This window comes from Cupriavidus sp. WS, assembly GCF_000395345.1.
Taxonomy (GTDB): Bacteria; Pseudomonadota; Gammaproteobacteria; order Burkholderiales; family Burkholderiaceae; genus Cupriavidus; species Cupriavidus basilensis_B.
On sequence record NZ_AQPL01000268.1, the window covers coordinates 1 to 6,976 of the forward strand.

Consider the following 6,976-nt stretch of genomic DNA (forward strand, 5'->3'; position numbering starts at 1 on the left):
GCGCGAACCCCGCCGCCGGTGCGCCGTCGCGTGCCGGCGTGCGCCACCATCCTCACTAGGGTTTTTCCCGTGTGAGTAGCGGGCTGTGACCCATGCCCGGCGTCTTCGGCCTATAGTCGTATCGACCCTCCCGCAAGAATGGAGGGAACGACAACGACGGAGACGACATCTTGTCCACCACGCCCACCCCAGGCACACGCCAGCCCGGCCACGCGGCACGGCCGCGGCGGCAGGATCGTGCCGCATCGCACAACGCCGCCTCTCCCCTCCCGACAACCGCCATGTGAAGCACGCAGGCGCGCGACACCATGCGAGACACCGCCCGCGGCGGACCACGCCCGTCGAACCCTTCGGAGCAGACACCGTGAAAACCATTCCCATCGTGCACATCCGCGAGCGCGGCGATGCAGCGCACAAGACCGCGCCGACGCTCACGCGCCGCTCGCTGCTCAAGGGCACCGGCGTGCTGATCGGCACGCTGGCCATCGGCAGCCCGCTGGCGCTGCTGGCGCCGTCGACCGTGTGGGCGCTAGAGCTCGCCGCGCTGGACCAGGGCGAAGGCGAAGCGCTGCTGCGCATGGGCCGCGTGCTGTACCCGCACGAGCGCCTGCCGGACGCCGTCTACGCGCTGCTGGTCAAGGACCTCGACGCCGCCGCGGCCAAGGACGCCGCCGTCGCCGGCCAGCTGCGCGCCGGCGTGGCCTCGCTCGACAAGCTCGCCGGCGGCAGCTTCACCGCCGCCGCGCCGGACCGGCAGCTGGCCGCCGTCAAGGCGCTCGAAGGGCAGCCCTTCTTCGACACCGTGCGAGGCAAGTGCGTGACCGCGCTCTACGACAACGAAATGGCGTTCGCCACCTTCGGCTATCCCGGCTCCTCCTGGGAAAAAGGCGGCTACATCCTGCGCGGCTTCCAGGACCTCAAGTGGCTGCCCGCGCCGCCCGCGGCGGCGAGCCCGCCGCCGTACATGGGCTGACGCCGGCGGCAGTCCCCCGATCCGGCCGCAGAGCCGGGGCAAGACGCAACCCGGACGCCACGCGGACGCAACCCGGACACAACCCGAGCCGCGCGCCCGGGCCCACAAAGGAGACATGCACATGGCCAAGTTCGACTTCGGCGACGACTCCGTCGTCGTCATCATCGGCTCCGGCGCCGGCGGCGGCACGCTGGCCAACGAGCTGTGCCAGAAAGGCGTCAAGGTGGTGGTGCTGGAAGCCGGCGGCACGCAATCCAACGCCAGCTTCATCAACGACGAATGGAAAGCGTTCAGCCAGCTCGCGTGGCTGGACAAGCGCACCACCTCCGGAAGCTGGCGCGTCGCCAAGGACTTCGCCGGCCTGCCCGCGTGGATCTGCAAGACCGTGGGCGGCACCACCACGCACTGGGCCGGCGCGTCGCTGCGCTTCCAGGAACACGAATTCCGCGCGCGCACGGTCTACGGCGACATCAAGGGCGCCAACCTGCAGGACTGGCCCCTCACGCTGCGCGAACTCGCGCCCTACTACGGCAAGGCGGAGGACAAGATGGGCGTCACGCGCACCCACGGCATCCCCGGCCTGCCCGGCAACAACAACTTCAAGGTCATGTACAACGGCGCCACGCGCCTGGGCTACAAGGAAGTGCACACCGGCAACATGGCCATCAACAGCCGCCCGCGCAACGGCCGCGCGCGCTGCCTGCAGCTCGGCTTCTGCTTCGAAGGCTGCAAGAGCGGCGCCAAATGGTCCACCCTCTACACCGAACTGCCCGAAGCCGAAGCCACCGGCAAGTTCGAGCTGCGCACGCAGGCGCACGCCACGCGCATCGAGCACGACGACAAAGGCCGCGTCAACGCCGTGCTCTACGTGGACGCCGACGGCAAGACCCAGCGCCAGAAAGCGCGCATCGTCTGCGTGGCCGGCAACGCCATCGAAACGCCGCGCCTGCTGCTGCTGTCCGCCTCCAGCCTGTTCAAGGACGGCCTGGCGAACTCCTCCGGACAGGTCGGGCGCAACTACATGCGCCACATGACCGGCTCCGTCTACGCCGCCTTCAACGAGCCCGTGCACATGTACCGCGGCACCACGATGGCCGGCATCGTGCGCGACGAATCCCGCCACGACACCAAGCGCGGCTTCGTCGGCGGCTACGAGCTGGAAACGCTCTCGCTCGGCATCCCGTTCATGGCCGCCTTCCTCAACCCCGGCGGCTGGGGCAGCGACTTCACGTGGTGGATGGACCGCTACACCAGCCTCGCCGGCATGTGGCTGGTCGGCGAAGACATGCCGCGCGAAACCAACCGCGTCACGCTCAACCAGAACGTCAAGGATCAGTGGGGCAACTACGTGCCCAACGTCCACTTCGACGACCACGACAACGACATCGCCATGCGCAGCCACGCCTACACCCAGGCCGAGCGCATCTACGGCGCGGTCGGCGCCATCAAGACCTTCCGCACGCCGCCCTACCCGTCCACCCACAACCTCGGTACCGCGCGCATGAGCGCGCGCGCCCGCGACGGCGTGTGCAACAAATGGGGGCAGACCCACGACATCCCCAACCTGTTCATCAGCGACGGCAGCCAGTTCACCACCGGCGGCTCCGAAAACCCCACGCTCACCATCGTGACGCTCGCCATCCGCCAGGCCGACTACATCGCCGCGCAGATGTCCAGGCGCACGATCTGAGCGCGGCATCCGAGCGCCCCCCCTGCCGCCAAGGAGGCCCCCATGTGCGAATTCTTCGTCACGGCCGACCCGATCCACTACGAATCCCGCACGCGCTCGGTGCGCATCCACGGCGTGCACACCAGCATCCGCCTGGAGAACTTCGTCTGGGACACGCTGGCCACCCTGGCCGCCGAAGAAGGCATGACCACCAACGCGCTGATCGTGCAGTTCCACGACGAGATCATGCTCCACCGCGGCGACGTGCAGAACTTCACCTCGTTCCTGCGCGTGACGTGCCTGCGCTACCTGCGCCGCAAATGCGACCGGCTCGAAAGCGCGCAGGAAAGCCTGGCCGAACCCGCGCCGCCCCCGAAGAAAACCACCGTCACCACCCACTAATCATGGCCAAGCTGATCCACACGATGATCCGCGTGCGCGACCTCGACGCATCGCTGCGCTTCTACGACGAAGTCCTCGGCCTCAAGCCTGCCCACACGCTGGATTTTCCGGACTTCGCGCTGGTGTATCTGCGCAATGCCGAGAACGATGCCGAGCTTGAGCTCACGTTGAACAAGGGGCGCGAGGAGCCCTATACGCATGGCGATGGCTACGGGCATGTGGCGGCGGTCGTTGACGATGTTGCGGCCACGCATGCAGCGCTGACCGCGGCCGGGTACGGTCCGCTGCCGGTCAAGGAGTTCAGGGTTGGGGAGGAACTGCTGGCGCGGTTTTTCTTTATCCAGGACCCTGACGGATACAAGATCGAAGTCTTGGAAAGGCATGGCCATTATCGGTGAGGTGGCGTCGGCGTTCGACCGTTGTGATGTAGCCGGGATGGCAGGCGAAGACTTACAGCCCGGAGAAACACCCTGCTCCGGAGGGGAATCCAGCGAAGGCAAGCATCTGCAGAATCCCCCTCGGGAGGATTGCGATGCGGATACCGCTACTATTGCTGCTGATCGTGACCGGCACGGGCGTCCAGGCCCAGACGATCTATCAATGCCGAAATGCCGCGGGGAAAGTCACGCTCCAGGATTCACCTTGCCCGGACAGCGCCAAGACCGAACTGACTCGCAAGTCCATCGGGCAACTTAACGCCGAGGATCGTGCGCAGCCGTTCGTGATTGGGGACCAGCAATCCGCCAAGCGGTTGGCGTCGAGCATTGTCTGCCCTTCCCTTCGGCAAACGTACACGGCAAACCTGGCTTGGTCGGAGCGCGCGATGGCGCGCGGCGATGCGGCGGAGGCGCAGCGGGCGGCGGAGGCGATTCAGAGGACGGGGGCGCAGATTTCGGCTAATCGGTGCGAGTGATTGCGCTTTGGCACGATGTTGGCTAATGCTCCTTCTATTCACACGGTAGACCCTGCGCCTGCCACCTGGGCCAAAGTATCGCCCTGGCGCCGGAGTCACTCTTGCGTTGTTTTTGCAAGTTATCGTCGACAAGGATTTCGTTGCGGTCTATTCAATGACTCTTGTCGAACGGCAGTCAAAAACCTGGAGGCCTGAAACTGGCCGCTGCCGGCCATTAAGGGACCTTCGCCGAGCGCGTGGCCCAGACATTCAAAAGGCCGTTTCATTCAACAAACGGTCACTCAATCGCCCAGTGCCGGCGCCACGTCGACTGACGACGAGGACGGGCCACGAAAGCGGCCGCTCCGAAGATCGCCACGCCGTCGGCTGCACAAAGCTCTCTTTGTGCCCCGTTATAGACTACGGCTTGGAGAAAGTCACCGCCAAAAATGCGGTCCTAATACAGAGGTGCAATTCAAACCGGATCAGCCTTGGCGAGCTTTCAACGCTTCTACACGCGCTGCCAACTGGCGCTCGTACTGTTTGTCGCTGGCAGAGCTTCGCGCAGCTTCTGCACTCTCCAATGCTTGAGGTACCGAGCCGCGTGCCTCGTGGCACTGGCTCATCAGGTCGTGGTAAATCGCCAGCCTAGTTTTCCCCTTGAGATCCTTCTCGGCAGCATCGAGTGCGCGCTTGGCCGTAGTCAATGCCAACGCGGCTTGACCAAGCGCGAGTTCCGCCTTGGCCTGCTGATAAAGCAACCAGTGATCCTTCGCGTCGTCGCCGATTTTTTTGGCGGCTTCTAATGCTGCACTCGGATCGCCGATGGCTATGAAGGTTTTCGTGAGCACCCGGGCGACGAATGGGTCGTTTCCTGAGGTATTCGCCAATTCATCTGCGAAGGCCCTCATAGTGCTCTCCAGTCTGCCCGCGAGCACTCGATTACCGCTTCGAACGGCAACTATGGAGACGTTTGCAAGTGCCTCGCAAGCGTTTACCCATTGGCGTCGATGCACCGTGTTGGGAAATATGGCGAGCATGTCGGGAAAAATCTCAGCCACGGCAAGACAAGTCTCGCCATGGCGATATCCGAACAGTGTGGTGAGAGCAAGGAAAGCCTCGTAGAACTGGTCGAATCCCTCCAGCGCGGACAATGCGACTACGTCGCCAAATTGCTTGACAGTCGCAGCGTTTTCGTTTATTTCGTTACCGACCCTCGTGTAGGAGCGAAGTCGGCTCAAGGCGGCGAGCGATACGCGCAGAGGCACTGAATAGAGGTCTTGCTGGACGTCGGCAACCAGCCGGCGAATCGCGGCCTCACCCTCAGTCTTGGCCTCGGCATTGGCGTCGGTCTGAGTTCCCAGATGCGCGATCTGTCCGTATGTGGCATGCCACTCGGGCCGTTCCTTCAGAAGTGCGCGGAAACATGCCAACGCGGCGTCGATCTCACCACAGCGACGTAGTGCTTTCCCCTGATGGTGAAGCATCTCCGCCCGGACGTCCGGATCCTTGGTGTCTGCCGCTATCCTGCCGTAGTCACCAGCGCAGGACTTGTAGTGCGCGGTACGGGCCTCCTTTTCGAGCGAGTAAGAGGCCGCCTCTCTCGCGTCGATGATACAGAGCAACTTCGCGATCGGCATGTCAGCCTTAGCGTCAATGCCCTGCAACGTGGAGATCAATGCTGCTCGCGAAGGATTGTCGATCTGCAACAGGGAGTAAGTTAGCCAACCCGCTTGATTTGCGTCCAAGCCGGCGTCGTAAGCCGCCTGGAGTTGATCTGCCGACAGGTGGATCTGCCTGAGCACGCTCGGCGTCATCTCACCATGTTTCTGATCGACGTATCTTGCAATAGCGTGTGCCAGTTCATGATTTGCAGATACGCCCGAGCGCGAGACTCGACAGATCAAATCGTGAACGGATAGAGTCGCAGTCGCCGCTGTCCGATTCAGAATAGCGAGTGATTGCAGCGACGCGCGCGCGTTTATTCCGATGAAGGCCCTGAGAAACTGCGAGTCGTACGTCGCGCACCCGCTGTCCGCGATCCTCTGCAGGGCCTGGCGGTTTTCAGCGCTAAGACGACGCAGAACGCGTTCCATAACGTTGCCGCCATCGTTCTCGTGAACGGTCTTCGGATCTTGGAGTATTTCGCGATAAAGATCGTCAGCGGGCACGTCATCGATCTTGGCCACTTCTCGTGTGACTGCGAGGATCAACGGGCAAAAGCGACAGGCGTCGACGAATCGCATGCAAGTCCCGCTCACAGTATCTTCGGCCTCGCCCAGAATTTGAAGGCCGGTTGATATAGACATCAGCGGTAGTTGCAAATAGATTGCACTGCCAGGAGTGCCGACTTGCGAGGTCACGAGAACGCGCCCTCCAAGTTCGAATCCCTTTTGAAGATCAGCAAAAGAATCAGACGTTACTGCTCGACTCAGATCATCGATGATCAACAGGGTTTTCGTAGCGTTGAACACGCCGGCGACGTTCATGGCCGCACCGCCGCGTGAGCGCTTGATCGCTGTGAGTGGCGTGTTGTCTGGCCAATCGCCACCCGAAATCCACAGACAATTTCCGAACTGTGGCAAGTCGGCATGGACGTAGTCGATCACGGCCTGTGTCTTGCCGGAGCCGCTCAGGCCGTGCAAGACGCACACTTGAGCGCCCTCTGCGAAGTGCTGTCGTATGGCATCGATGAAAGACTGCTCGGTCCGATGGTGAGCACAAGCGGAGGGAACCCGTCCGTAGTACTCGTAGCGATCCAAATTTTGCGAGAAGTCAGGAAGATAGTGCCGATAGAAGTCAGCGGCCTGCGAGTTGTTGAGAGAGGACTGAAAGATGGCTTTCGCCAACTCTTGCGCACCGAGAAAGATCACACGCTTTCTGTCTTCTTCGCTAATTTTTGACTTGTTGAAATTGCCGCGAAAGGATGGCGGTTCCTCTTCGGTCGAGACAAGATAGATCTTGGCGGGAGGAGTTGAGCCTCCCTTTTCGATCGCGTGATTGATGTCCTTTTCAATCGGGCCTATCCGTATTTTTGTGT

Annotated in this window: 6 protein-coding genes; 5 read left to right on the forward strand and 1 reads right to left on the reverse strand. The window is 62.5% G+C overall.

Going from position 1 to position 6,976, the window contains the following annotated elements; translation table 11 throughout:
• The first annotated feature begins 364 nt into the window (after positions 1-364).
• The 5 genes from K206_RS0121560 to K206_RS0121580 all read left to right on the forward strand — a co-directional run bounded on the left by K206_RS0121560 (position 365) and on the right by K206_RS0121580 (position 3,957).
• Entirely contained in the window at positions 365-973 is a 609-nt protein-coding gene (locus K206_RS0121560; RefSeq protein ID WP_020204466.1) for a twin-arginine translocation signal domain-containing protein, read from the forward strand.
• Positions 974-1,094: 121 nt separating this feature from the next.
• Positions 1,095-2,663 carry a GMC family oxidoreductase gene (locus K206_RS0121565; protein ID WP_020204467.1) on the forward strand — a complete coding sequence of 523 codons (1,569 nt, stop codon included), beginning with the start codon at positions 1,095-1,097 and terminating at the stop codon, positions 2,661-2,663.
• Positions 2,664-2,705: 42 nt separating this feature from the next.
• Positions 2,706-3,044 carry a ribbon-helix-helix domain-containing protein gene (locus K206_RS0121570; protein ID WP_020204468.1) on the forward strand — a complete coding sequence of 113 codons (339 nt, stop codon included), beginning with the start codon at positions 2,706-2,708 and terminating at the stop codon, positions 3,042-3,044.
• Between the two features lie 2 nt (positions 3,045-3,046).
• Positions 3,047-3,442, forward strand: a complete 396-nt coding sequence (locus K206_RS0121575; RefSeq protein ID WP_020204469.1) for a VOC family protein — start codon at positions 3,047-3,049, stop codon at positions 3,440-3,442.
• 152 nt (positions 3,443-3,594) lie between these two features.
• Positions 3,595-3,957: a DUF4124 domain-containing protein gene (locus tag K206_RS0121580; protein ID WP_196812907.1), complete on the forward strand. Its 363-nt coding sequence runs from the start codon at positions 3,595-3,597 to the stop codon at positions 3,955-3,957.
• A gap of 464 nt (positions 3,958-4,421) precedes the next feature.
• Here the strand turns inward: K206_RS0121580 and K206_RS43795 are convergent.
• A partial coding sequence (locus K206_RS43795) for a hypothetical protein (RefSeq protein WP_029043911.1) occupies positions 4,422-6,976 on the reverse strand: 2,555 nt, incomplete at its 5' end.